Origin of the sequence: Rhodopseudomonas sp. BR0G17 (assembly GCF_010907025.1) — a bacterium.
Classification (GTDB): Bacteria; Pseudomonadota; Alphaproteobacteria; order Rhizobiales; family Xanthobacteraceae; genus Rhodopseudomonas; species Rhodopseudomonas palustris_H.
The window spans coordinates 1-22,729 of sequence record NZ_QUML01000014.1; the positions used below are offsets into that span (position 1 = coordinate 1).

Below are 22,729 nucleotides of genomic sequence, written 5' to 3' on the forward strand. Positions count from 1 at the left end.
GTGGATCGCGGCGCCGTCGCGGGCGTTGACGCGGACGCCGTTGACTTCGACGCTGCCGGCGGCCGGCACCAGGTAGAGATGCCGCGCTTTCTCGGCGTCGTAGGTCGCGGTCTCGCCGGCCTTCAGCGTCGTCGCCAGCACTCGGGCGTCGGCGCGGATCGGCAGCGCGTCGGTGTCGGTCGCAAAGCCCGACGCGATGGTGACGAGCTTGCCGGAGCGGTCGGCCTTCGGGAACGGCTTGGAGCCCCAGGTCGGTTGGCCGCCGCCTTGCGTCGGCTCGATCCATATCTGGAAGATCCGGGTTGTCTCCGGCTCGAGGTTGTACTCGGAGTGCCGGACGCCCGAACCCGCGCTCATCACCTGAACGTCGCCGGCTTGGGTGCGGCCCTTGTTGCCGAGCGAGTCCTGGTGGGTGATTGCGCCGTCGCGCACATAGGTGATGATCTCCATGTCGCGATGCGGATGCGGCGGAAAGCCGGTATCCGGGGCGATCTCGTCGTCGTTCCAGACCCGCAAGGCGCCGTGGCCCATGTTGTTGGGGTCGTAGTAGCTGGCGAACGAGAAGTGGTGCTTGGCCTTGAGCCAGCCATGGTCGGCGCCGCCGAGACGGTCGAAGGGACGGAGTTCAATCATTGAAGCCTCCTCATGTCGGGCGCCGGGGTTGGCGCCAGTGACTTGCGTTGGCTCTTGAATAAGGATGCCCAATCGTTTCATAAATAGAAATGATCGAAACTCATTGTTTCTGAAAATGAACCGTGGCGGTACCATGAGCAAGCTTCCGGACTTCGAAGCACTGGCAATCTTCGCCAAGGTGGTCGAGCTGCGCTCGTTCGCGGCGGTGGCGGCCGAGTTCGGGCTGTCGAAGGCGACGGTCTCCAAGGCGGTGACCCGGCTGGAGGCTCGGCTCGGCGCGCGGCTGTTCAACCGCACCTCACGGCGGCTGGCGTTGACCGATGCCGGCCACCGGCTCGCCGAGCGTGCCGCCCAGCTGCTTGCCGACGGGGAGGCCGCCGAGGCCGAAGCGCTGGCGCAATCCGCGGCACCGCGTGGCCTGGTGCGGCTGGCGGTGCCGATGACGTTCGGCGTCAAGGTGATCGCTCCGCTGCTGCCCGAGTTCTTCGCCGCCTATCCGGACGTCTCGATCGATCTGCATCTGTCCGACGCGATGGTCGATCTGATCGGCGACGGTTTCGATGCCGGGGTCCGCATCGCCACGCTGCCGGATTCCTCGCTGGTGGCGCGGCGGCTGTGCGCGATGCCGCGCTACACGGTGGCGTCGAAATCCTATCTGCAGGCGCACGGCCGGCCGACGCATCCGATGCATCTCGCCCAGCACCGCTGCCTCGGCTACGCCTATCTGTCGACGCCCAACACCTGGCACTACACCAACGACGCCGGCGATCAGGTCGCGGTGCGGCCGGGCGGGCCGCTGCGGGTCAACAACGGCGAGGCGCTGCTGCCGTCGGTGATCGCCGGGCTCGGCATCGCCGATCTGCCGGAGTTCATCGTCGGTGATGCGATCGCGGCCGGCGAAGTCGAAGTGATCTTGGATGGCTGGCATCAGCGCGAGAGCGCGGTGCATCTGGTGACGCCGCCCGGCGGGCCGCGGCCGGCGCGGGTCGAGGTGCTGTCGGAATTCCTCGCCGATCAGCTCGGCCGTCTCGGCCGTCTCGGCCGCAAGCGGCGGAGCGCGCGCTGATCCGCGCGTCCGCGTTATTCGAGCGTGACGTTGAACTCGTAGGCCTTGTCGGGGCCGACCAGGGTGAACTTCAGCGCGGCGCCGGCGGCCTGGGCGCCCGACGGCAATCCATCGAGCGCGAAGCTGAAGCGCCGCAGGCCGGCCGGCGCGCCCTTGATTTCCTTCGGCACCGGCAGCGCCCATTCGGCCGTCGGGCCTTCGACGAACAGGCTGACCTTGGCGCCGGTGGGCGCGACGACATCGACTTCGACGTCCTTGTCGCCCTTGCGGACGACGTCGCGGATCGTCACCGGATTGCTGTCGCCGACGCTGGCCGGCACCGGCACGGTGTCGAGTGCCGCGGCGAGCGCACCGTCCTGGGTCGAGGCGACACTGGCAAATTCCAGCTCAGGGCTCGCCACCACCGGAATGCACAGCTTCTCACACACCGCGTAGTCAACAGTGAGACGCAGTGTCACCGGCTTGTCGGCATGTTTGGTCACGATGCGCAGCGGCAGTACGACCTGCTCCTTGTAGCCGAGCGAGGTGCCACCGGCGCCATCGGGAAACGCTTGCGGTGCCGGCCACAGGATCGTCACCGCCTCGACGTTCTCCGATTTGGAGAAGTCGAACCGCGGCGGCACGCCGGAATCGCCCGGCGTGCGCCAGTAGGTTTTCCAGCCAGGCTGCAACTGGAAGGCAATCCCACCCAGCAGCACGCCGCCGCTGCGCGAGCCGGCCAGTAGCCGGACGGCGGAATGTTGCTCGGTAACCCATGGCGACACGTCGTCGGCGCGGGCGCCGCAGGCGGAGGCCGCGAGCACGGCGGCGGCGAACAGAACGGCACGAGACGGAACGATTGCGGTCATCTGGCGTATCTAGAGTTTGCGCGAGGCTGGGGCCACTGAAATGGCGGTGAAACCGCGACTATTCGGCGTCCCGAGATTGATTGACAGGATCGGCACCCGATATCAGGATGATGGTGCAACGCGAGGATCCCCTGATGGAGACTGCATCCAAAAGGCCGAAGTCCGGCGCAGCCAAGAAGCCCGCCGCCACCAAGGCGCGCGGCGATGGGCCGAGCTATCTCGACGGCCAGCTCCTGATCGCGATGCCGGTGATGGAAGACGAGCGCTTTGCGCGCTCGGTGATCTACATTTGCGCGCATTCATCGGAAGGCGCCATGGGGATCATCGTCAATCGCCCCGCGGGCAGCATCGATTTCCCCGAATTGCTGGTGCAGCTCGACATCGTCGAGAAGCCCGAGCAGATCAAGCTTCCTGATCACGCCGAGTCCATGAAGGTGCTGAGGGGCGGACCGGTCGAGACCGGCCGCGGATTCGTGCTGCATTCGAGCGACTTCTTTATCAAGGACGCCACATTGCCGATCGATGACGGCATTTGTCTGACCGCCACCGTGGACATCCTCAAGGCGATCGCCGGCGGCACCGGGCCGAAGCACGCCATCCTGGCGCTCGGCTATGCCGGCTGGGCGCCCGGCCAGCTCGAGAACGAAATCCAGGAAAACGGCTGGCTGCATTGCGACGCCGATGCCGACCTGATCTTCGGCGACGACATCGAAGACAAATACGACCGCGCCCTGCACAAGCTCGGCATCGAGCCGGGGATGCTGTCCGCCGAGGCAGGGCACGCTTAGGCCCCAGCCGTCGGCACGTCGGGTCGTGCGCAAGGCCGCCCCACGCACAAACGTCATCGCCCGCGAAGGCGGGCGACCCAGTATTCAAGGGCATCTGTTGTAAATTACGAACGCACAGCAGTACTGGATCCCCCGCATGCGCGGGGGATGACGGATTATTGGGGAGTGGCGCTGCTGCACAAGCGGCTGCAGGCTTGATCTCTCAGCTCGCCGCTTCCAGGCGCTGCTCTTCGGTCAGCAGCTTCATCGCCGCGTCGGCATCCATCGGTTCGCCGAAGGCGAAGCCCTGGGCGTATTCGCAGCCGAGCTGATACAGCTCGACCGCATCCGAATCCGTTTCGGCGCCTTCCGCCACCACGTCCATGCCGAGGTCGTGCGCCAGCGCAATGATCGACTTCAGGATCACCGGGCGGGTGCCGCGGCTGGTGGTGCGGACGAACGACTGATCGATCTTGATGGTGTCGAACGGGAAGCGCTGCAGGTAGCTCAGCGACGAATGTCCGGTGCCGAAATCGTCGAGCGACAGCCCGATGCCGAGCTCGCGGATCCGCTGCAGCATTTGGGCTGCGTGCTCCGGATTCTCCATCACCAGAGATTCGGTGAGTTCGAGCTTCAGCGTGCCGCGTGCCACCGACGAGCGCGACGTCACGGTGCGGATGTCGTGCAGCAGATCGTGGCGCAGCAGCTGCCGCGACGACACATTGACCGAGGCGAAGATCGGCTCGCGGGCGCGCATCGCGCGCTGCCAGATCGAGAGCTGCTTGGCGGTCTGGTCGAGCACGAAGGTGCCGAGCTCGACGATCAGCCCGATCTCTTCGGCGATCGAGATGAACTCGCTCGGCGACATCCGGCCGAGCTTGGGATGATCCCAGCGCGCCAGCGCCTCGAAACCGGCGATCGATCGATCCTCGAGCCGCACGATCGGCTGGTACAGGATGGTGATTTCCTTGCGCTCGATCGCCCGGCGCAGTTCGGATTCCAGCGTCAGCCGGTCCGACTTCCGCGCCCGCATCGCCGGCTTGTAGACGTCGATGCGATCGCCGCCGATCCGCTTGGAGTGATACATCGCCAGCTCGGCGTCCTTGATGATTTCGTCGGAGAGCTGGGTCTGCGGGTCGGAGAGCGCGAGGCCAATCGAGGCAGTGAGGAAGATCTCGCGATCGTTGAACGCGATCGGCGCCTTGATGGTCTTGCGGATGGTCTCGGCGAAGGCGGTGATCTTGGCCGGGTCCTGCTCGGACAGCAGGATCAGCCCGAACTGATCGCCAGCGATCCGTGCCAGCGTATCCTGCGGCTTGAGGATGCGGCTCAGCCGCCGCGCCAGCGTCAGCAGGATAGAGTCGCCGACCGCGATGCCGACCGAGTCGTTGACCTGCTTGAAGCGGTCGAGGTCGATCACCATCAGGGTCGGCCGCAACGCCGGCATGGTCTTGGCGAAGTTCGCCACCGCACCGAGGCGGTCGATGAACAGCTTGCGGTTGGGCAGGCCGGTGAGATTGTCGTGCACGCTGTCGTGCAGCATCCGCTCTTCGGCGATCTTGATCTCGGTGACGTCGGTCAGGGTGCCGACCACGCGGGTGACTTCACCGTCGGTGCCGACCACCGGGCGCGCCTTCAGCGAGAACCACATGAAGTGGCCGTCCGGAGTGCGCAGCCGGAAGTCCTGGGTCAGTCGGCCACGGCGCTGGTCGAGCACGCTGTCGAGCGCGGCGCGGAAACGGTCCTGGTCGAGCGGATGCAGCACTTCGAGCCAGCTTGCGGCGGAGCCTTCCAGCGCGCCGCGCTTCAGGCCGAGCAGCGCTTCGGTTTCGGGGCTGGTGAACACCTTGTCGGCCGAGACGTCCCAGTCCCAGATCAGGTCGCCGGAGCCGATCAGCGCCAGTGCGCGGCGCTCGACGTCGGAGATCACCCCGCCGGTGGCGCCACCGCCCGAGAACGCGTGCTGCATCACGGTGAAGCCAATCAGCATCACGATCAGCACCAGGCCGCCGAGCAGCGCCGGGCCGACGATATCGTTGGTGACGGTGCCGGCCACCGCCATGCCGGAAGCCACCACCCACACCACCAGCAGAAACCAGGTCGGGATCAGCAGCACCGCGCGGTCGAAGCCGTGGGTCGACAGATAAACGATCAGCGCGAAGCCCGCGAAGGCGATCAGCACCAGCGAGATGCGTGCGATGCCGGACGCGACCGCTGGATCAAACAGCGCCAGCGCCACCAGCGAGCCGAGGAAGGCGAGCCATCCCAGCGTGATGTGCGAATAGCGGACGTGCCAGCGACTGAGATTGAGATAGGCGAACAGGAAGACGAGCAGCGTTGCCGCGAGGATCGCTTCGCCCGAAGCGCGCCACACCCGCTCGGCGCCCGACGACATGTCGAGCACCTTGCCCCAGAAGCCGAAATCAATGCCGATATAGACCAGCACCGCCCAGGCCAGCGCCGCCGCGGCCGGAAACATGATGCTGCCTTTGACGACGAACAGGATGGTCAGCACCAGCGCCAGCAGGCCGGAGATGCCGATCACGATGCCTTGGTACAGCGTGAACGAGTTGACCTTGTCTTTGTAGGCTTCCGGCTCCCACAGATAGAGCTGCGGCAGCTTGTCGGTGCGCAGCTCGGCCACGAAGGTGATCACCGAGCCGGGATCGAGCGTGACGCGGAAGATATCGGCGGTCGCGCTGTCCTGCCGCTCGGGGCGGTCGCCGGTCGACGGCGTGATGGTGGCGATGCGCGACATGCCGAGGTCGGGCCACAGCAGCCCCGAGCCGACCATCCGATAGTGCGGCGCGACGATCAAACGATCGAGCTGGTCGTCGGAGTTGTTGGCGAGCGCGAACACCACCCAGTTCTGGCCGCCCTCGCGGGCGCGCACCTCGACGCGGCGGACGATGCCGTCATTGCCGGGCGCGGTGGAAATCTGAACGCGATCATTATCGCTGTGCAGATGCTCCAGCACACCGGTGAGGTCGATCGCCGGCGCGTCGCTGCGGACGCTGACGGCATCGAGGGCGTGTGCCTGCGGGACAGCCGCAACCATCATCACGCCCAGCGCCAGCAGCGCGAGGCATCTGATCAGACGCAAGTCGGTTCTCCGCGTTCACACCAGTCCAAATGGCGCGGCCCCGCGCGCCACGAGCCCCGGATAGATGCCATGAAAGCGAGTGAAAACATAGAGTCTCTCGCCGGCCCCCGGGGTAGCCCCACTCACACAGTCAACACAATTTTGCCAATATGTTGGCTGGTTTCCATCCGCCGGTGAGCATCGGCGGCGTCCCGCAGCGCGAAGGTGCCGTCGATCAACGGCTTGATCCGGCCCTGCTCGAGCAGAGGCAGCACCTTGGCTTCGATCGCCGCGACCATCGCGGCCTTGTCGGCGTTGGAGCGCGGCCGCAGCGTCGAGCCGGTGTGGTGCAGCCGCTTGGTCATCAGCTTGACGAAGTTGACGTTGGCCTTGGCACCGCCGAGGAACGCGATCTGCACGATGCGGCCGTCCATCGCGGCGGCGTCGTAGTTGCGCTCGATGTAATCGCCGCCGACCATGTCGAGGATCACTTCGACGCCCTTGCCGCCGGTGGCTTCCTTCACCGCCGCGACGAAGTCCTCGGTCTTGTAGTTGATGGCGCGGCTGGCACCGAGCTTGAGGCAGGCGTCGGCTTTGTCCTGCGAGCCGACGGTGGTGATCACTTTCGATCCGAGCGCGACCGCGAGCTGGATCGCCATCGTACCAATGCCGGACGAGCCGCCGTGCACCAGCAACGTTTCGCCGGGCTGCAGGCCGCCGCGCTCGAACACGTTGTGCCAAACCGTCATCAACGTCTCCGGCGTGGCGCCGGCTTCGATCATCGAATAGGCGGCCGGCACCTTCATCGCCTGCGCGTCCTGGGCGATGCAATATTCCGCGTAGCCGCCACCAGCTACCAGGGACATCACTTTGTCGCCGAGCTTGTGCCGGGAGGCGCCATCGCCGAGCCCCACCACTTCGCCGGCGATTTCCAGGCCCGGCAGGTCGCTGGCGCCGGGCGGCGGCGGGTAGCTGCCGGAGCGCTGTGCCACATCGGGACGGTTGACGCCGGCGGCCGCAACTTTGACCAGGATTTCCCCGGGGCCGGGCTTCGGCACGTCGCGCGTCTCGGGCAGCAGAACTTCGGGGCCGCCCGGTTTGCTGATCCCAACCACGGTCATTTGCGAAGGGATCGGTTCCATGATTTTTCCTTGGCTGGCGAGGCGGGTGGGTGTCATCTGGCGGAGTAGGTTGTGATTAGACAGCCGGAGGGCGGCTGGCAACCGCAGTGGATCACGAACGGGCGAGGACGACATGGCGCTTGAAGAAGATGACAAGCCGAGGACCAAGATCAGCCACGACATCGGTCAGGATTTGTCGCTGCTGTCGGTCGAAGAACTCAGCGGGCGGATCGCTCTGCTGCAAGCCGAGATCGCCCGGCTCGAAACTGCGCTGACGATGAAGCGCGCCACCCGCGAAGCAGCGGATCGCATCTTCAAATCTTGAACGAAAAGTTGATAGCAGGGCGCGCCGCTGTCTCATGCTGGGACATTTGCTAGCGGCCGCGGTATGGCAAATCGACCGTAAACAAATTCGCTCATTTACGCGCGATTAAGCTTTCCCGCCTATTACTGTGGATGTCCATCTTTGGACCGAGTGGCTCCTGTCCACTCTGTTTTGACGCCTCCCTGTTATCAACTTAAAAGCCGCCGGAAACGGCGGCTCTTTTTTGGCCTCGGTATCGTCCGCAGTGCCGGCGTCACGCTTTGGTCATTGACCGCCACAATGCTGTCTCTGAAGCTGCGTTAACCTTTGCGCGCGGGTCCGCTGGACTCCACGCATGGGCGGCGTAATGATTTGTTCATCATAAGCCGGTGCGCAGCTTCGCGAGCCGGTACAAGTATTCGGTAGTGTGAGGCGTTGACCATGTCTGATGTCGCGCAGGGCGAATCCGCCTTGGTGGTGCTCAGCGAACGGCTGACCAGTTCGGCAGCGTTCACGGCTCTATTTCGGGAGGGCATGGATTTGGTCGAAGAGACCGCCGCCTATCTCGACGGCTCCGGCCGCGCGGAGGCCAAGCTGCTCGACCGCGCCGTGAGCCTGACTTACGCCACCGAGAGCATGCGCCTGACCACCCGGCTGATGCAGCTCGCCTCCTGGCTGCTGCTGCACCGCGCCGTGAAGGAAGGCGAGATGACGCTGATCCAGGCCAACCGCGAAAAGACCAAGGTCAAGCTGTCGGCCGCCGATCCGGGCGCGCCCGATGTGCTGGAGCGCTTGCCGGAACAGCTGCAGTCGCTGATCGCGCGGTCGATGAGCCTGCAAAGCCGTATCCGCCGGCTCGACTCCACCATGCACACGCCGCCGGAGCCGCCGGCGCTCGGCAACCCGCTGGTGCCGCAGCTCAATATGCTCAAGGCCGCATTCGAGAATTGACGTCTCTCGCCGTCGATCAGATCTAAAGTCGCTGTGGCCGGGCTCGTCCCGGCCATTGGCATTTTTGGGGGACCGGCAGGTTATCCCCAGCGACCCAAGGCCCGCAGCGATTTGATCCGCCAACGCAAAACGCCCCGCGCGAGCGGGGCGTTTGTCGTTGGGTCTCAAAGAAGCGGCGAGCAGCCGGCGAAAAGCCGGCGCCGGCTCAATCCTTCTTGAGGAAGCCCGAGAACTTCTTCTGGAAGCGCGACACGCGGCCGCCGCGGTCCAGCACCTGCTGGGTGCCGCCGGTCCACGCCGGATGCGACTTCGGGTCGATGTCGAGGTTCAGCTTGTCGCCCTCTTTGCCCCAGGTCGACCGCGTCTGGTACTCGGTCCCGTCGGTCATGACGACGGTAATGGTATGATAGTCCGGGTGAATTTCGGTCTTCATGGGTGATCCCTTGCGCTCGCCGGCGCCTGCATCGCGATGATTTCGGGCGAATTTGCCGGGCTCTATATCCCAGGCGCGCCGCATGCACAAGGCACAGCACACGATCCGGTGACCGGGTTGTCCCGGATTTGCCAGCCGCGGGCATTGCGGCCTATGTGGTGCCGGCTAAAGCGTTTTCATCGATTTGGCAGTTCCGAATGACGGCACCGAATAAACCGCAGAGCTCCAACTCCGACGCGTCGGCGATCAGTTTGTCGCTGGACGCGATCGCGGCGACCGAGAATGTCGGGCCGCGCACCGGCACCCTGCGGGCCGATGCCGATCCGAGCCAGGTCGAGGAGGTCGCGGCCGTCGTCAAGCGCAGCCGGCTGAAGCCGCTGCTCTCGCTGATGCCGTATGTGGCCCGCTACCGCGGCCGCGCCACGCTGGCGCTGATCGCCCTGATCGTTGCGGCTGCCACGACCCTGGTGGTTCCCGTTGCGGTGCGTCGGCTGATCGATTTCGGCTTCAGCGCCGAAGGTGTCGAGCTGATCAACGGCTATTTCAGCGTCATGCTCGGTGTCGTGGTGGTGCTCGCGGCCGCCAGTGCGGCCCGGTATTACCTGGTGATGACGATCGGCGAGCGGATCGTCGCCGACGTCCGGCGCGACGTGTTCCGGCATCTCACCGCGCTGTCGCCGGCGTTCTTCGATTCCGCCCGCAGCGGCGAGCTGATCTCGCGGCTGACCGCCGACACCACCCAGATCAAATCCGCCGTCGGCGCCTCGGTGTCGATTGCGCTGCGTAACATGCTGCTGTTCGTCGGCGCGATCTCGATGATGGTGATCTCGAGCCCGCGGCTGTCCGGCTTCGTGCTGGCGGCGATTCCGCTGATCGTGATTCCGCTGGTGGCGTTCGGGCGCTGGGTGCGGCGGCTGTCGCGCAACGCGCAGGACACGCTGGCCGACGCTTCGGCCTATGCGGCCGAACTGGTCGGCGCGATCCGCACCGTGCAGGCCTACACCAACGAACGCGTCGCCAATGCCCGGTTCGGCGGCGCGGTCGAAGAGTCCTACGAGGCGGCGCGCAGCTCGACAGGGGCGCGGGCGCTGCTCACCGCGATCATCATTTTCATCGTGTTCGCCAGCGTGGTGGCGATCCTGTGGGTCGGCTCCCACGACGTTGCCATCGGCGCCATGTCGCCGGGCCGGCTCGGTCAGTTCATCCTGTACGCGGTGTTCGCAGCTTCCAGCCTCGGCCAGCTCAGCGAAGTCTGGGGCGAAGTTTCGGCGGCCTCCGGTGCAGCCGAACGGCTGTTCGAAATCCTGCGGGTGAAGCCGGAGATCGCGGCCCCGGCGCAGCCGAAGGCGCTGCCGATGCCGGTGCGCGGCGACGTGGTGTTCGACAATGTCAGCTTCTCCTATCCGACCCGGCCGGACTTCCTGGCGCTCGACGGCCTGTCGCTGAGCATTCGTGCGGGCGAGAAGGTTGCGATCGTCGGCCCCTCCGGCGCCGGCAAGAGCACGCTGTTTCACCTGTTGCTGCGGTTCTACGATCCGACCTCCGGCACGGTCTCGCTCGACGGCGTCGCTATCAACGCCGCCGATCCGCAGGCGGTGCGCGAGCGGATTGCGCTGGTGCCGCAGGACTCGGTGGTGTTCGCCGCGACCGCGCGCGACAACATCCGGTTCGGCCGCGACGACGCCAGCGAGCTCGACGTCGAGCGCGCCGCGCAGCAGGCCCATGCCACCGAATTCATCTCGCGCCTGCCGGAGGGCTTCGACACCCGGCTCGGCGAACGCGGCGTGACGCTGTCCGGCGGCCAGCGCCAGCGCATCGCCATCGCCCGCGCGATCCTGCGCGACGCACCGCTGCTGTTGCTCGACGAGGCGACCTCGTCACTCGACGCCGAAAGCGAAGTGCTGGTGCAGACCGCGCTGCAGCAGCTGATGCGCGACCGCACCACGCTGGTGATCGCCCATCGCCTCGCCACCGTGCTGTCGTGCGACCGCATCGTGGTGATGGAGCACGGCCGCATCGTCGAGCAGGGCACCCACGCCCAGCTCGTCGCCCGCGGCGGCCTCTACGCCCGTCTCGCCAAGCTGCAGTTCGAGGCGGCGTAGGTCGCCTCTACTTCGATCGGTCCGGTAGATTCGGATCTCGCGCCGCATGGCGGACGGCATGGATGACGATCTCCTCGGTGCCGACCTCGTAGAAGATCAGATACGGATAGGGCGTCGTGACCAAACGTCGGACCGTGGCATCGCTTGTTCGCGTCCCGACTCTCGGATGCGTTCGAAGGAGTTCGATTGCGGTTCGAATCCGCGCTTGGACACGCTTTGCGCCTTGCGGCGAGTATTCGGCAATATAAGCAAGGACGGCACTGAGATCGGCGAGGGCCGGCTCAGTGAAGCGGACCTTCACAGGTCGTACTTGGCCCACAGCGCGCGGACATCCTCGTCGGATGCGAAGGCTCCGCGCTTGGCCGCGTCTTTCGAGCGTTCGATGGCCGCCCGCTCATCGTCCGACAAACCGATGACGACGTCGTCATCGCCGGTGAGCTGCAGTACCACCCGCGCAATATCGTCCTGCAGTTCGGCAGGAAGACTGCGGGCCACTTCCAGCGCTTGATCGAGCAGCTTGGTCATCGCATGAGACTAGCAATTTCCGGCGGCTTGCGGAAGCTCAGGGTCGCCACAGCATGTTCAGCACCGGCCGGCCGGAGCTGTTGAGCTCCTCGCTGGTCACCGCGAAGCCGTTGCGGCGATAGAACTTGATGGCGCGGTAGTTGTCGGCATTGACCTTGAGGGTGACCCCGGTCGGCGAGCGGCGCTTGGCCTCGTCGACCAGTGCTTCGGCGACACCCCAGCCCCAGTGTTCGGGTTCGACCACCAGCTGGTCGAGATAACCGGCCGCGTCGATCGTGACGAAGCCGATCAGCGCGGTGCCCTGTTCGGCAACGATGATGGCGGCTTGCGGCACCAGCTCGGTGCGCCAGCGCTCGCGCCACCAGTCGACCCGCTTGGTGAAGTCGATCGCCGGGTAAGCGAGTTGCCAGGTCCGCAGCCATAGCGCGATCGCGGGGGCTTCGTCGGCTTCGGTATAGGGGCGGAGGGTGAAGGTCGGTGATGTCATCGCACGTACCATGAGCCGTCATCCCGGGGCGGGCGCAGCGCAGCTGCGCGCGAACCCGGAATCTGACACGCGCACCGATCGAGATTCCGGGTTCGCCGCTTCGCGGCGCCCCGGAATGACCAACGAGGGACCCACGACAACAACAACCTCACCGCTCCGTCAGCTTCAGTTCGATTCGGCGGTTGCGCTTATAGGCATCGTCGGTGTCAGCGGTGTCGAGCGGTTGGAATTCGGCGAAGCCGGCGGCGACCAGGCGCTGCGCCGGGACGCCGAGCGACATCAGGTATTGCACCACCGAGATGGCGCGGGCGCTCGACAGCTCCCAGTTCGACTTGAAGGCGCCAGTGATCGGCCGCTTGTCGGTGTGGCCGTCGACCCGCACCACCCAGGGCAGCTCGGCCGGGATCTTCTTGTCGAGCTCCTTCAGCGCCTCGGCGACCTTGTCGAGCTCGGCGCGGCCTTCCGGCAGCAGCAGCGCCTGGCCGGTATCGAAGAATACTTCGGACTGAAAGACGAAACGGTCGCCGACGATGCGGATGTCGGGCCGCTCGCCCAGGATGGCGCGCAGGCGGCCGAAGAACTCCGAGCGGTAGCGCGACAGCTCCTGCACCCGCTGCGCCAGCGCGACGTTCAGCCGCTGGCCGAGATCGGCGATCTTGTTCTGGGATTCCTTGCCGCGCTTTTCGGATGCGTCGAGCGCTTCTTCGAGCGCGGCGAGCTGGCGGCGCAGCGCCGCGATCTGCTGGTTCAGCACCTCGACCTGCGCCAGCGCGCGGGCCGAGATCTGCTTTTCCGAATCCAGCGCCTTGTTGAGTTCGGTGGCGCGGCCGGCAGCGTCGTTGCCGGCGCCGGCGAGGCCGTCATACAGGCCCTTGACCCGGTCGCGCTCGCTCTCGGCCGCCGACAGCCCGGCGCGCATCTGCGCGAGCTGCTCCTCCAGATTGAGCTTGCCGAGCTTTTCCAGCGACAGGATGTCGTTGAGTTGGGCGATCTTGGCGTTCAGCTCGGCCAGTGCCTTGTCCTTGCCGGTGACCTCCTGCGACAGGAAGAACTGCACCACCAGGAATACGGTGAGCAGGAACACGATGCCGAGGATCAGCGTCGACAGCGCATCGACGAAGCCGGGCCAGTAATTGAAACCGGATTCCTGCCGGCGGCCGCGGGCCAGCGCCATCAGCTCTTCTCCGGCTCGCGCAGGCTCTTCTCCGGCCGCTGCACCAGGGCAGACAACAGCTCCTTGATCTCGCGGTTCTGCTCGCCCTGGGCGTCGGCCCATTCGCGGATCATCTGCTGCTCGTTGCGCATGTGCGCGACCAGGCTTTGGATTGCGTTGGCGAGGTTGGCCATCGCGGCGGTGGTAGCGCGGTTGGCGCCGCCGTCCTCCAGCGTTAGCCGCAGCCGCTCCAGCGCGGCCTGCAGATCGGCGCTGCCGGCAAGCGCGCCGTCGCCGGCCGAGCTGCGCACCGTCGAGGCCAGCCAGTCTTCGAGGTCGGTGTAGAACCGGTTCTGTGCCTGGCTGGACTGCAGATCGAGGAAGCCGAGGATCAGCGAGCCGGCGAGACCGAACAGCGACGACGAGAAAGAAATCCCCATGCCGCCGAGCGGGGCGGCGAGGCCTTCCTTCAGGGTGTCGAACAGCGAGCCGGCGTCGCCGGTCACCTTCAGGCTGCCGATCACCGCGCCGATCGATCCGACGGTCTCGATCAGGCCCCAGAACGTGCCGAGCAGGCCGAGGAAGACCAAGAGGCCGGTCATGTAGCGCGAGATGTCGCGTGCTTCGTCGAGCCTTGTGGCGATCGAGTCGAGCAGGTGCCGCATTGTCTGCGGCGAGATCGCGATCCGCCCGGAGCGCTCGCCGCCGAGGATCGCCGCCATCGGCGCCAGCAGGCTCGGCCGCCGGTCGAGCGCCAGCCCCGGATCGTTGATGCGGAAGTTATTGACCCAGGCGACCTCGGGATACAGCCGGATCACCTGGCGGAAGGCCAGCACGATGCCGATCGCCAGCACCGCGCCGATCAGGCCGTTGAGGCCCGGATTGGCCATGAACGCGGCCAGCACCTGCTTGTACAGCACCACCACGATCAGCGCGCACAGCACCAGGAACACCAGCATCCGCACCAGGAAGATTCGCGGCGACGACAGCTTGTCGAGTTCGATCTCCATCGCGTGGCGCGGGGAAGGGCCTGAAGCCATCGTCGGTTTGGTCTCCGGTTTGCCGGAAGCGGCTGTTTCACCCAATATGGCACAGCACGGCGCGGAAGAAAGCCGTTGCGGCGGTTATCCGCCACCGCGTCGCGGGGGGAACTCGAATCGAAACTCCGACGTGGCGCAGAACGTATCTGCCGTCTCAGCATGGCAGTCGAACGACGGGTGGATGATGACGGGTGTGTATCTCGGAGCGCTGGCGGGAATCGCGGTGGCGCTTGCAGCGCTGATGGCAGGCGCCTGGGTGGTGCAGCAGCGGACCGGCAACTCGGGCTGGGTCGATACTATCTGGACGTTTTCGCTCGGGCTGACCGGCGCGGTGTCGTCGCTGTGGCCTATCGATGGCGCGGCGCCGGATGCGCGGCAATGGCTGGTGGCGGTGCTGGTCGCGGCGTGGTCGCTGCGGCTCGGCTCGCATATCGCCGCCCGCACCCAGCACATTTCCGACGATCCGCGCTACGCCGCCTACGCGGCGGAGTGGGGCGCCGATGCGCCGAAGAAGATGTTCTTCTTTCTGCAGAACCAGGCCTACGCCACCGTTCCGCTGGTGTTTGCGATCTTTGTCGCGGCGCATGCGCCGGCCGGAAGTTTGCGGCTGCAGGACTATCTCGGCGTACTGATCCTGATCGTCGGCATCGCCGGCGAAGGGCTGGCCGACTCCCAACTCAAGGCGTTCCGTGAAGATCCCGCCAACAAGGGCAAGGTGTGCGACGCCGGGCTGTGGCGGTGGTCGCGGCATCCGAACTACTTCTTCCAGTGGTTCGGCTGGCTGGCCTATCCGGTGATCGCGATCCCGTTCGCCGAGCCACTGTCTTACCTCTGGGGCTATGCGGCGGTGGCAGCGCCGCTGTTCATGTACTGGATCCTGGTGTACGTCACCGGCATTCCGCCGCTCGAGGAGCAGATGCTGAAATCGCGCGGTGACCGCTATCGCGATTACCAGGCCAGGACCTCGATGTTCTTCCCGCTGCCACCCCGGCGCTCCGCCACGCCATGAGCGGGCTCGCCTCGCTGATCGACATTGCCGAGCGGGTGCCGCTGCCGGATGCGGTGATCCGCGCCGGCATCCGTATGCTATGCGCCCGCACCGCCGCCAAGATGGCGCTCGGCAATGAGACCAGCGATGCGGCATTCGCCCACGCGATGGCGGCTCGCGAGGTCGCCGAGCATCCCGACGCGGCGAACGCACAGCACTACGAGGTCCCGGCGGCGTTCTTCGGCAAGGTGCTCGGGCCGCACCGCAAATACTCGTCCTGCTTCTATCGCGATGCCGAGACTACGCTCGCGCAGGCGGAAGCGGAGGCGCTGCGGCTGACGATAGAGCACGCCGACCTGCGCGACGGCCAGGCGATCCTCGAACTCGGCTGCGGCTGGGGCTCGCTGTCGCTGGCGATGGCCGAGCGGTTTCCCTATGCGCGGATCCTGTCGGTGTCGAACTCGGCGTCGCAGCGGCAGTACATCGAGGCTCAGGCCGCCGCGCGGCGGCTGATGAACCTGCGCGTCGTCACCTGCGACATGAATGCGTTCGAACCACACGATAAATTCGACCGCGTGGTCTCAGTCGAGATGTTCGAGCACATGATGAACTGGCGCAAGCTGATGACTTGGATCCGCGGCTGGCTGAAGCCGGGCGGGTTGTTCTTCATGCACGTCTTCAGTCACCGCCGCGGCACTTACTTGTTCGACCGCACCGACCCTGCCGACTGGATCGCGCAGCATTTCTTCACCGGCGGTGTGATGCCGAGCCACCGGCTGATCCGGCAATACGCCGATCTGTTCGAAATCGATGAGCAGTGGCGCTGGAGCGGTCGTCATTACCAGCGCACGGCCGAAGACTGGCTGGTCAATTTCGATCGTCACCGCGACGAGATCGAAACCATCCTGCGCCCGGTCTATGGTGACGACACCGCGTTGTGGATGCGTCGCTGGCGCTGGTTCTTCCTCGCAACCTCCGGCCTGTTCGGCTACTCCGACGGCGACGAATGGGGCGTGAGTCATTACCGCCTGAAGCCGGCCTGAGTGCTCGCGCACGGGGGGCGCGACGTGTTGTCGCTCTGCGTGTGCTGCAAAGCTCAACGATGCGCGCGCTCGTTGTGGCGCCGCTCTCGCGGCCAATTCACAACACAGTGAGCAGTAGTGTTTTCAAGCGGTTCTGGGCCCAAAAATCCCGCTTAATAAACAGCTAACTACATGGAACTAATCACTTCTTGGTTCCTGAACCGGGTCGGCAAAATTGATCCGGCGCAATGCGGGCAGCGGTACTTTCCCTAGTTTTGCCTTCGACGAAAGCAGGAGGTGTGACGTGTTTCTAGATTCTGTCGGATCGCTCGTGTTGTTCCTGACGTGCGCCGTCGGCCCTGCGTTGATTGCGTATCTCGTCGTCGACGATCTGTGGCGTAAGGCAACTCAGCGTGCGCAACCGCAGCCCCCGGCTCCGGTGGTGACCGCCAAGCAGGCACCCGAGCGGCGCTTCGGCTGGTTCGCGTGGGCGAACTGAGTTCGGTGAACTAAGCTACGAGTTCAAGACGGGCGCACCCGCCGTCGAGCTTCCAGGGTGCTCATCGCAAACAGTGAGGAAAGAGCCTTGACCATTGTTGCATTGATCGCAGCGATCTACGGGCTGGTCGGCCTGATCGGTCTGGTGGCCTTGATCATCGGCGGCCGTGAGGTCGTGGCGCAGAACGCGCACTGGAAGCGCTTCGACGACGCCCATTACTGGGACGAAGCGGCGGAAGACTGGCGGCCGCACGAACACGCCTCGCGGCCCGCGACGGCCTGATCGGACGTCGATCCGCCCGCGCCGATCGCGGCGCCAACTTGAAAATTTGAAGGCCGGCACCTGCGCCTCGCAGCTGCCGGCCTTTTCTTGTTCGGTGCTACTTGTCGTCGACGTATTCGAGAATGTCGCCGGGTTGACACTCCAGCACCGCGCAAATCCGTGACAGCGTCTCGAACCGAATGCCCTTCACCTTGCCGGATTTCAGCAGCGAGACGTTCTGCTCGGTGATGCCGATCTGCTCGGCTAGCTCCTTCGAGCGCATCTTGCGCCGCGCCAGCATCACGTCGAGATTGACCACGATCGCCATCGCCTAAACGAAGCTCGCATTCTCGTCCGCCAGCCGCGCCGCTTCGCGCATCACCGCCGCGACCGCCACCAGGACGCCGCCGACGATCACCGAAACATAGTCGTTGCTGGAGAATGTCAGCACCAGCAGACGTTGACCGGGGGGATTGCTGAGCGACAGCGCGAGCGCCAAAGCGGTCGCGGTGACGGGGCCAAGCAGACCCTGCGCCAGCACGGCGATGCCGAAGCGCTGCAGGTGGGTGGCTGCTGTGGTGGTGAAGACCTGGCCGCGCGCGAACTCGGCGAACAGCGCCCGCACATTGACCAGCCCCCACAGCATCACGGCAACCGGCACGCTGATAATCACCGCCGCCAACGCCTGATTGCCGGCGTCGAGCGGCAGCCGTGTGCCGATCTCGCCGAGCTTGGTCAGCAGCAGATTGCGGGTCCAGCTCGGGACCAAGAAGGCGGCGCCGATCAGCCCCACGATCAGCACGATCCCGATCGTGCTCATCCATTCCATCGCGCGCGACAGCCGCACCAGCTTGGTGGCCGCCGGACCGGTCAGTCCGATCGAGGTGCCGGATAGTCGTGCTTGCATTGAAGGGTTCCATCATCTATTTCGAGATGAAATTATCGTAAAACGATAATTTATCATCGTCAAGATAGGATGAGCGTCATGCGCTTCCCCGCCTCGTTCAGATTTGCTGCCGCCGCCATGGCGCTCGGTGCCCTGACTGCCTGCAGCTCCGTTCCGATCACCTCGATGGTCAAGCTGGTGCGTACCGATCTGGCAGCAACCGATCCGGCGGCGCTGCGCATTGCAGTGCGGTTGCCGCAAGGGCTGCGGCCGCGCCGGGTTACTCTGCGCGTCACCGTGGCGGTGGGCGCGGATAAACGCGAGCAGGCGTTTGTGCTGGCCGATCTCGATGATCCCGGCGAACTGTTGTCGCTGAAGGACGAAGTGACGAACGACACCATGATCTACGCCTTCCGGATCGCACCCGAGGATGTGCCGCGGCTGCTCGCGGTCCGCGACCAAATGGCGGCTCACAAGGCAAAGGGCGAGCGCGGCTCGCTGACGATCGGGGTCGGCGCCGAAGCCTGCCGTACCGGCACGCTGCCGGCCAAGACTCTGGTCACGACCTATCTGAAGACCGAGCGCACCGGCGACTTCTTCCCGCTGACGCGCGACGTCGACCTGCGCAAGGACGTGCCGAAAGAGGCCGTGCCCGAGCGCATTCCGCTGTGTAACTAAAGGGGGCAGTTCTTCACTTCTCCCCGCGCGGGGGAGAAGGAGCAGGCCGAGCAGCGAAGGAGCGGCTCAGGGCTTTGGACAGGTCGGCGGGGTGTCGTCGGACCATTCGGGAGCCGACAATTCCAGATCGTTCAGGCCGAGCAAGCCGATCGCGCGCAGCGCCATGTGGTCGACCATTTCCGAGATCGAGCGCGGCCGTTGATAGAACGCCGGCGACAGCGGCGCCACGATCGCGCCGATCTCGGTCGCCTGCGCCATGCTGCGGATATGGCCGAGATGCAGCGGCGTCTCGCGCAGCATCAGCACCAGCCGGCGCCGCTCCTTGAGCTGCACGTCGGCGGAGCGCACCAATAGATTGTCGAGATCGCCGTGGGCGATTGCCGACAGGGTGCGGATCGAACACGGCGCCACGATCATACCGGAGGTGCGGAACGAGCCCGAGGCGATACAGGCGCCGACGTCGTCGATCTTGTGAAAGCGATGCACCAGGTCGGCGGCGTGATCGAGTGCGTTCGGTCCGACCTCGTAGGCGATGGTCCGCCTTGCGGCTTTCGACACCACCAGATGCACTTCGCAATCGACCGAGGCCAGCAGTTCGACCACCCGCAGCCCCACCGCGGCGCCCGAGGCGCCGCTGATGCCGACCACGATGCGGTGCTGCGTGCTCATCGGATCAGTCGGCGTTGTCCGGCCGCCGGCTGATGTTCCGGCGACAGCCCGAGGCTCGTCCACATCGCATCGACCCGCGCGATCACGTCTTTGTCCATCTCCAGCACCTTGCCCCACTCGCGCTCGGTTTCGGTGCCGATCTTGTTGGTGGCGTCGATGCCGAGCTTACCGCCGAGTCCGGATTTCGGCGAGGCGAAGTCGAGATAATCGATCGGGGTGTCGCTGATCGACACCATGTCGCGCGAGGTGTCGCAGCGTGTCGACACCGCCCACATCACGTCGGCCCAGTCGCGGACGTCGACGTCGTCGTCGACGATGATGAGGAGCTTGGTGTAGCTGAACTGCGGCAGCATCGACCACAGCCCCATCATCAGCCGGCGCGCCTGGCCAGGATAGCGCTTCTTGATCGAGGCGACCGCGATCCGATAGGAGCACGCCTCCGGCGGCAGCCACAGGTCGACGATCTCGGGGAATTGACGGCGCGCGACCGGGAGAAACACGTCGTTGAACGCTTCGCCGAGCCGCGACGGTTCGTCCGGCGGCCGGCCCGTGTAGGTCGACAGATAAATCGGATGCCGGCGCATGGTGATGGCGGTGATCCGCATCACCGGGAATTCTTCGACCGCATTGTAATAGCCGGTGTGGTCGCCATACGGCCCCTCCGGCGCGGTCTCGGTCGGCGACACGAAGCCTTCGAGTACGATCTCGGCATCGGCCGGCACGCTGATCGGAATGGTCTGGCACGGCGTCAGGCTCGGCCGCTCGCCGCCAAGCAGGCCGGCGAATTTGATCTCGGAAACCGTCTCAGGCAGCGGCAGCACCGCGGAGAGAATCATCGCCGGATCGGCGCCGATCACGATCGCCACCGGCATCTCGCGCTTGTCGGCTTTCCACTGGTGGTGGTGCTTGGCGCCGCCACGATGCGCCAGCCAGCGCATGATGAGACGATCCTTGCCCAGCACCTGCATCCGATAAACGCCGACATTGTCGGTGCCGTGCGCGCCGGGCGGGGGCTTGGTGAAGACGAGGCCCCAGGTGATCAGCGGCGCCGGCTCTCCGGGCCAGGGGATCTGCACCGGCAGCCGGCCGAGGTCGACCGCATCGCCGGTCAGCACCACTTCCTGCACCGGCGCCGATTTCGCCATCTTCGGCCGCATCGCCAGTGCGGCCTTGGCCATTGGCAGTTTGCTCAAAGCGTCGGTCAGGCTCTGCGGCGGCGCCGGCTCGCGCATTTCGGCGAGCGCCTCGCCGAGCCGCGACAGGTTTTCCGGTAGGATGCCGAGGCCCCAGGCCACCCGTTCGACCGTGCCGAACAGATTGACCAGGATCGGCATCTCCGACGGCCTGCCGTCGGCTTTGATCGGGTTTTCGATCAGGAGTGCTGGGCCACCGGCATGCAACACGCGGCGATGGATTTCGGTGAGGTCGTGGACCACCGACACCGGCTTGCGGATGCGGTGCAATTGTCCGCGTGACTCGAGATAGCCAATAAATGCACGCAGATCAGGGAAGGGCGGTTTGACGCGGCTCAGCATGATGTCTCCCTGCGGACAACACTGGTCAGCACTTGCCATCGACGCTGTCTTTGATCAGGCGCAAAGAAGTACCGTCGGGGCCGGGCTACGCGGACTGTTCACGATAAGGTGGCCCATGTCGGTATCCAATTCGTCCGTCTCCAGGATGCCCGTGCCGCTTGCCCTCGCGACGCGGGTGTTGCCGCTGTTGCCACTGCAGGTGCTGCTCGGAATTTGCTTGCGCGAAATTCGCGCGCGCCATCCCCGGATCTTCGATCGCCTCGGTCCGCACACCGGCAAGCGTTACGGCCTCGCGCCGACCGACCTGCCGATTGCGTTCGTGCTCGAGCCGCGTCGGATGAGTCCGCGGGTCACGGTGGTGCGTAAGCTGCCCACCAACATCCACGCGCGGATCGCGGGTCCGCTGTCGGCGCTGATCGGCATGACCGACGGCTCCTATGACGGCGACGCGCTGTTCTTCTCGCGCGACATCGAAATCGACGGCGACATGGAAGCGGTGGTCGCGCTGCGCAATGCGATCGACGATTCCCGCGTCGACTTCCTGAAAGAGTCGGTGGCGTGGTTCGGCCCGCTGGCGGCGCCGATCGAACGGATCTTGCGCAGCCTGGTCGGCGCGCAGCCCGGCTATCGCGAAGAGCTGGGTGTCGGAGGCGGAGGTTAGAGCATGGAACTGATCTGTCCCGCTGGTACGCCGGCAGCGCTGCATGATGCCGTCGCCGCAGGCGCCGACGCGATCTATTGCGGCTTCAATGACGAAACCAACGCGCGCAACTTCCCGGGGCTGAACTTCAGCCGCGAGGAGATGCGGGAGTCGATCGCGCACGCGCATCGCTACGGCACCAAGGTGCTGGTGGCGATCAACACTTTCGCGCGCGCCGGCAATGTCGAACTGTGGCAGCGCGCGGTCGACGACGCCGTCGAAGCCGAAGCCGATGCGCTGATCCTCGCCGATGTCGGCGTGATGGATTACTGCGCCAAGACTCATCCGGAGCAGCGGCTGCACGTCTCGGTGCAGGCGGCCGCCGCCAATCCGGATTCGATCCGGTTCTATGTCGACAGCTTCAACGCCCAGCGCGTGGTGCTGCCGCGCGTCCTCAGCGTGCAGGAAATCGCCGCGATCACCAAAGAGGTGAAGGTCGAGACCGAGGTCTTCATCTTCGGCGGCCTGTGCGTGATGGAAGAAGGCCGCTGCTCGCTGTCGTCCTACGCCACCGGCAAGTCGCCCAATATGGACGGCGTGTGTTCGCCGGCAGCCTCGATCCAGTATCGCGAGCAGAACGGCTCGCTGGTGTCGCGGCTCGGTGAGTTCACTATCAACAAATTCGCCAAGGGCGAGGCTGCGGCGTATCCGACGCTGTGCAAGGGCCGCTACCAGACCGACGAAGGCTGCGGCTATTTGTTCGAAGATCCGGCCAGCCTCGATGCCACCACGATGCTGCCGGACCTCCGCGCCGCCGGCGTTGCGGCGCTCAAGATCGAAGGTCGCCAGCGCGGCCGCGCCTATATCGAGCGGGTGGTGAAGACCTTCAAGGACGTGCTCGCCGCGCTCGATGACGGACGGCCTCTGCCGGTCGATGCACTGCGCGGCCTGACCGAAGGCCAGTCGACCACCACCGGCGCCTACAAGAAGACCTGGCGCTGACAACGTGGCGCCGACGCCTGTCGGCGCCGAGTGATTT

Annotated in this window: 26 protein-coding genes; 12 read left to right on the plus strand and 14 right to left on the minus strand. The window is 65.6% G+C overall.

Going from position 1 to position 22,729, the window contains the following annotated elements; genetic code table 11:
- Positions 1–633, minus strand: a 633-nt coding sequence (locus DY467_RS12860) for a pirin family protein (RefSeq protein WP_164636481.1), incomplete at its 3' end; no start/stop codon positions are given.
- Positions 634–766: 133 nt separating this feature from the next.
- Here DY467_RS12860 and DY467_RS12865 point away from each other — a divergent pair.
- On the plus strand, positions 767–1,699 hold the full coding sequence (locus DY467_RS12865) for a LysR family transcriptional regulator (protein WP_164636482.1): 933 nt from the start codon (positions 767–769) through the stop codon (positions 1,697–1,699).
- A gap of 14 nt (positions 1,700–1,713) precedes the next feature.
- Here the strand turns inward: DY467_RS12865 and DY467_RS12870 are convergent, their stop codons facing one another.
- Complete coding sequence (locus DY467_RS12870) at positions 1,714–2,547, minus strand: protein-disulfide reductase DsbD domain-containing protein (RefSeq protein WP_164636484.1); 834 nt, start codon at positions 2,545–2,547, stop codon at positions 1,714–1,716.
- Between the two features lie 134 nt (positions 2,548–2,681).
- Here DY467_RS12870 and DY467_RS12875 point away from each other — a divergent pair, with 134 nt between their 5' ends.
- Positions 2,682–3,335 carry a YqgE/AlgH family protein gene (locus DY467_RS12875; RefSeq protein WP_164636486.1) on the plus strand — a complete coding sequence of 218 codons (654 nt, stop codon included), beginning with the start codon at positions 2,682–2,684 and terminating at the stop codon, positions 3,333–3,335.
- A gap of 202 nt (positions 3,336–3,537) precedes the next feature.
- Here DY467_RS12875 and DY467_RS12880 read toward each other — a convergent pair whose 3' ends face one another.
- Positions 3,538–6,417: an EAL domain-containing protein gene (locus DY467_RS12880; RefSeq protein ID WP_107354345.1), complete on the minus strand. Its 2,880-nt coding sequence runs from the start codon at positions 6,415–6,417 to the stop codon at positions 3,538–3,540.
- Positions 6,418–6,539: 122 nt separating this feature from the next.
- On the minus strand, positions 6,540–7,538 hold the full coding sequence (locus tag DY467_RS12885; protein WP_164636488.1) for an NAD(P)H-quinone oxidoreductase: 999 nt from the start codon (positions 7,536–7,538) through the stop codon (positions 6,540–6,542).
- Positions 7,539–7,650: 112 nt separating this feature from the next.
- On the opposite strand from DY467_RS12885, the gene DY467_RS12890 reads away from it, so the two are divergent.
- Both DY467_RS12890 and rcdA read left to right on the plus strand, forming a co-directional pair.
- Complete coding sequence (locus DY467_RS12890) at positions 7,651–7,842, plus strand: DUF1192 domain-containing protein (RefSeq protein ID WP_107343074.1); 192 nt, start codon at positions 7,651–7,653, stop codon at positions 7,840–7,842.
- 420 nt (positions 7,843–8,262) lie between these two features.
- Positions 8,263–8,772, plus strand: a complete 510-nt coding sequence (gene rcdA / locus DY467_RS12895) for a protease adaptor protein RcdA (protein ID WP_107343075.1) — start codon at positions 8,263–8,265, stop codon at positions 8,770–8,772.
- 205 nt (positions 8,773–8,977) lie between these two features.
- On the opposite strand, the gene rpmE is transcribed toward rcdA, so the two are convergent.
- On the minus strand, positions 8,978–9,205 hold the full coding sequence (gene rpmE / locus DY467_RS12900; protein ID WP_011156453.1) for a 50S ribosomal protein L31: 228 nt from the start codon (positions 9,203–9,205) through the stop codon (positions 8,978–8,980).
- A 197-nt stretch (positions 9,206–9,402) separates the two neighbouring features.
- Between rpmE and DY467_RS12905 the strand changes: the two genes are divergently transcribed.
- Positions 9,403–11,307: an ABC transporter transmembrane domain-containing protein gene (locus DY467_RS12905; protein ID WP_107343076.1), complete on the plus strand. Its 1,905-nt coding sequence runs from the start codon at positions 9,403–9,405 to the stop codon at positions 11,305–11,307.
- Between the two features lie 7 nt (positions 11,308–11,314).
- Here DY467_RS12905 and DY467_RS12910 read toward each other — a convergent pair whose 3' ends face one another.
- From DY467_RS12910 to DY467_RS12930, 5 genes are all read right to left on the minus strand, one after another.
- Complete coding sequence (locus DY467_RS12910) at positions 11,315–11,626, minus strand: type II toxin-antitoxin system RelE/ParE family toxin (RefSeq protein ID WP_349627635.1); 312 nt, start codon at positions 11,624–11,626, stop codon at positions 11,315–11,317.
- Positions 11,605–11,832 (minus strand): hypothetical protein, encoded by a 228-nt coding sequence (locus DY467_RS12915; protein WP_164636492.1) that lies wholly within the window; start codon positions 11,830–11,832, stop codon positions 11,605–11,607. Before DY467_RS12915 ends, DY467_RS12910 begins: the two co-directional genes overlap by 22 nt.
- Positions 11,833–11,869: 37 nt before the next feature.
- Positions 11,870–12,319, minus strand: a complete 450-nt coding sequence (locus DY467_RS12920; RefSeq protein WP_164636494.1) for a GNAT family N-acetyltransferase — start codon at positions 12,317–12,319, stop codon at positions 11,870–11,872.
- Positions 12,320–12,467: 148 nt separating this feature from the next.
- Positions 12,468–13,493, minus strand: a complete 1,026-nt coding sequence (locus DY467_RS12925) for a peptidoglycan -binding protein (RefSeq protein ID WP_164636496.1) — start codon at positions 13,491–13,493, stop codon at positions 12,468–12,470.
- Entirely contained in the window at positions 13,493–14,512 is a 1,020-nt protein-coding gene (locus tag DY467_RS12930) for a flagellar motor protein MotA (RefSeq protein WP_164636498.1), read from the minus strand. Before DY467_RS12930 ends, DY467_RS12925 begins: the two co-directional genes overlap by 1 nt.
- Before the next feature lie 181 nt (positions 14,513–14,693).
- Between DY467_RS12930 and DY467_RS12935 the strand changes: the two genes are divergently transcribed.
- From DY467_RS12935 to DY467_RS12950, 4 genes are all read left to right on the plus strand, one after another.
- Positions 14,694–15,521: a DUF1295 domain-containing protein gene (locus tag DY467_RS12935; RefSeq protein WP_502706445.1), complete on the plus strand. Its 828-nt coding sequence runs from the start codon at positions 14,694–14,696 to the stop codon at positions 15,519–15,521.
- Positions 15,518–16,543, plus strand: a complete 1,026-nt coding sequence (locus DY467_RS12940) for an SAM-dependent methyltransferase (protein WP_164636500.1) — start codon at positions 15,518–15,520, stop codon at positions 16,541–16,543. The genes DY467_RS12935 and DY467_RS12940 overlap by 4 nt, the downstream gene beginning before the upstream one ends.
- Positions 16,544–16,853: 310 nt before the next feature.
- Positions 16,854–17,021 carry a hypothetical protein gene (locus DY467_RS12945; RefSeq protein ID WP_205502341.1) on the plus strand — a complete coding sequence of 56 codons (168 nt, stop codon included), beginning with the start codon at positions 16,854–16,856 and terminating at the stop codon, positions 17,019–17,021.
- 87 nt (positions 17,022–17,108) lie between these two features.
- On the plus strand, positions 17,109–17,303 hold the full coding sequence (locus DY467_RS12950; protein WP_107343081.1) for a hypothetical protein: 195 nt from the start codon (positions 17,109–17,111) through the stop codon (positions 17,301–17,303).
- A gap of 97 nt (positions 17,304–17,400) precedes the next feature.
- Here DY467_RS12950 and DY467_RS12955 read toward each other — a convergent pair whose 3' ends face one another.
- Both DY467_RS12955 and DY467_RS12960 read right to left on the minus strand, forming a co-directional pair.
- Positions 17,401–17,610 carry a helix-turn-helix domain-containing protein gene (locus DY467_RS12955; protein ID WP_164572682.1) on the minus strand — a complete coding sequence of 70 codons (210 nt, stop codon included), beginning with the start codon at positions 17,608–17,610 and terminating at the stop codon, positions 17,401–17,403.
- A gap of 3 nt (positions 17,611–17,613) precedes the next feature.
- Positions 17,614–18,189 carry a DUF2975 domain-containing protein gene (locus tag DY467_RS12960; RefSeq protein WP_164636502.1) on the minus strand — a complete coding sequence of 192 codons (576 nt, stop codon included), beginning with the start codon at positions 18,187–18,189 and terminating at the stop codon, positions 17,614–17,616.
- A gap of 78 nt (positions 18,190–18,267) precedes the next feature.
- On the opposite strand from DY467_RS12960, the gene DY467_RS12965 reads away from it, so the two are divergent.
- The gene (locus tag DY467_RS12965) at positions 18,268–18,846 is read left to right on the plus strand and encodes a hypothetical protein (RefSeq protein WP_164636505.1); all 579 of its coding nucleotides are present in this window, start codon (positions 18,268–18,270) and stop codon (positions 18,844–18,846) included.
- Between the two features lie 66 nt (positions 18,847–18,912).
- Here the strand turns inward: DY467_RS12965 and DY467_RS12970 are convergent, their stop codons facing one another.
- Together DY467_RS12970 and DY467_RS12975 are read right to left on the minus strand one after the other, a co-directional pair.
- Positions 18,913–19,515, minus strand: coding sequence for a UbiX family flavin prenyltransferase (locus DY467_RS12970; RefSeq protein WP_107343084.1), 603 nt, complete (start codon positions 19,513–19,515; stop codon positions 18,913–18,915).
- Positions 19,512–21,050 carry a UbiD family decarboxylase gene (locus DY467_RS12975; RefSeq protein WP_164636507.1) on the minus strand — a complete coding sequence of 513 codons (1,539 nt, stop codon included), beginning with the start codon at positions 21,048–21,050 and terminating at the stop codon, positions 19,512–19,514. The genes DY467_RS12970 and DY467_RS12975 overlap by 4 nt, the downstream gene beginning before the upstream one ends.
- Positions 21,051–21,165: 115 nt before the next feature.
- On the opposite strand from DY467_RS12975, the gene ubiT reads away from it, so the two are divergent.
- Together ubiT and ubiU are read left to right on the plus strand one after the other, a co-directional pair.
- Positions 21,166–21,711 carry a ubiquinone anaerobic biosynthesis accessory factor UbiT gene (gene ubiT / locus DY467_RS12980; protein ID WP_107343086.1) on the plus strand — a complete coding sequence of 182 codons (546 nt, stop codon included), beginning with the start codon at positions 21,166–21,168 and terminating at the stop codon, positions 21,709–21,711.
- Positions 21,712–21,714: 3 nt separating this feature from the next.
- Entirely contained in the window at positions 21,715–22,692 is a 978-nt protein-coding gene (gene ubiU / locus DY467_RS12985) for a ubiquinone anaerobic biosynthesis protein UbiU (protein WP_011156468.1), read from the plus strand.
- The last annotated feature ends 37 nt before the right edge of the window (positions 22,693–22,729 follow it).